Annotated in this window: 2 protein-coding genes and 1 pseudogene; all 3 read right to left on the bottom strand. The window is 61.3% G+C overall.

Features of this window, described 5'->3' with window-relative positions; all coding sequences use genetic code 11:
* Nucleotides 1-124: 124 nt before the first annotated feature.
* A complete protein-coding gene (xerC, locus tag Xsze_RS21325) occupies nucleotides 125-1,174 on the bottom strand; it encodes a site-specific tyrosine recombinase XerC (protein ID WP_038234955.1) in 1,050 nt (349 codons plus the stop codon).
* Complete coding sequence (locus Xsze_RS21980; protein WP_139837552.1) at nucleotides 1,131-1,385, bottom strand: hypothetical protein; 255 nt, start codon at nucleotides 1,383-1,385, stop codon at nucleotides 1,131-1,133. The genes xerC and Xsze_RS21980 overlap by 44 nt, the downstream gene beginning before the upstream one ends.
* Before the next feature lie 8 nt (nucleotides 1,386-1,393).
* Nucleotides 1,394-1,804 (bottom strand): annotated as a pseudogene (locus Xsze_RS21320) (DNA primase); the annotation flags it as partial.

Raw genomic sequence — 1,804 nt, 5'->3', positions numbered from 1 at the left:
CGGCCACAACAGACTTAACGGGGACACCACAGCTTAGGCCGCGCATTGCCTATTTACCCCCGCAGACGCCGGGGCCGACGGGCAGTCCGGTCACGGTCTGCCCCCGCACCGCACCCTGCCCAACCTAACGGGGACGCCCGGGTTTTCCGCCACGTCGGGCGTGAGGGTCAGAGGCCGTGCCGTCAGCAACGCCGTGCCCTGAGCGGCTCTCGGGCGGCTCGGTATCCGCATCCGGCGGTAGAGGGTCTGTTCGCTCTGCCGGATGGGTCTGCTGATGCACTTTCTTCAGGTGACCGATAGCCACCCGGGTATATCGCTGGGTCGATTCCAGGCTGGCATGGCCCAATATCGCCTGGATATGCCGGGTATCTGCGCCGTTCTCCAGCATTTGTGTGGCCATGCCATGCCGGAACAGGTGACACCCCCCGGGTTTGTCGATGTTGGCACGGTGGAGCGCATTGCGCACTATCTGGGTCAGGTTGTTGTCATTCAGCCCCCGGCCATGTTGTGACACAAACAGGTAACCCGGGTCTTGCCCCCACACCAGACGCGGGCGGACATCGTTAAGGTAGCACTGCAACCAATGCCGGGCTGACTCACCCAGCGGAACCACCCGATCCTGACGGCCTTTGCCCTGCCGGACAAACAACATGCTGCCCGCTAAATCCAGCTCACTGAGCTGCAACCGGGCGAGTTCTGAACGCCGGATGCCACTGCTCCACAGCGTTTCCAGTATCGCCCTGTCACGAACACTGAGCGGGTTGTTGCTCCCGGTCATCGCCAGCACCTGCCGGGTTTCCTGCTCGTTCAGCATGCCCCACGGCAACCGTCGCTCGGCGCGGGGCAACTCCAGCTCCCGCGCCGGGTTATACCGCAGGTGCTGCCGCTTCACCAGCCAGCGGAACAGGTGGCGCACGCTGGTCAGTTTTTTGATGATCGTGCTGGCCGTTATCGGCCGGCCATACCGGTTTTTCTGGGCGGTCAGGCTCTGCTGCCAGCTTTCCAGCTGCGGGAAGCTCACCTGCTGCGCCATCGTGATCCCCCGTTCGTCACACCACGCGATAAATTCCCGCAGGTTTCCCCGGTAGTGTGCCCGGGTTTCCCGTGTGTAGCGCAGGGCGTCGAGGTGGTCAAGGAAGTGCTGTATGTGTTGCCTGAGTGTCAGTGATGCCATGATAAGCCTCCTGTCTGTGTGATAAGGGGCGGTTACGATACGTTTCGTTCATCCCCCCCCGGAACAGTGTTTTTTGCGCTAATCCGACCGCTTTTCTGTGATGCCTTGTTATCTCTGCCTTAGCGGGGATTTTACGTTCCCGACCACCTGCCGACGGCACGCCGACCCAGGGGCGACTGCTTATCTCTTTCCCCCGACCGGAACACGTCATACCCCCTTTCAGGGCACTATCAAGCCGTTCAGGTGCGCGGCATCGCTGCCGTCGCCGTCAAACAGCAGTTCATAGGTGAACGTCAGCCCGCGCCGGTGCAGCAGCAGGTATTCCATTTCAACCAACCGTGAGAGATGGAGTTTGAGCTGGGTATCGCCCCACAGCACGGCATCGCGTAACTGCTTGCGGGTAAAAATCATCTCGTGGCGCGGCTGGCCGCTGTCCCTGACCCAACCCTGTATTAACAGCAACAACTTGCGGGTCTGCGGCGGCATCTCGTCCAGCGTCCGGCCTAAGATGTCATGCGCGAGCTGGTTCGCCAGACGGATATCATCCTTGGTCACTTCGAGGTATTCCAGCTTGCGGCCACGATGCTCAGCGGTCTTGATGTCCCGCTGGTACTGGTGCAGCAGGGCAAT

It is taken from the genome of Xenorhabdus szentirmaii DSM 16338, from assembly GCF_002632585.1.
Taxonomy (GTDB): Bacteria; Pseudomonadota; Gammaproteobacteria; order Enterobacterales; family Enterobacteriaceae; genus Xenorhabdus; species Xenorhabdus szentirmaii.
This window is presented reverse-complemented; position numbering and strand designations above follow the sequence as displayed.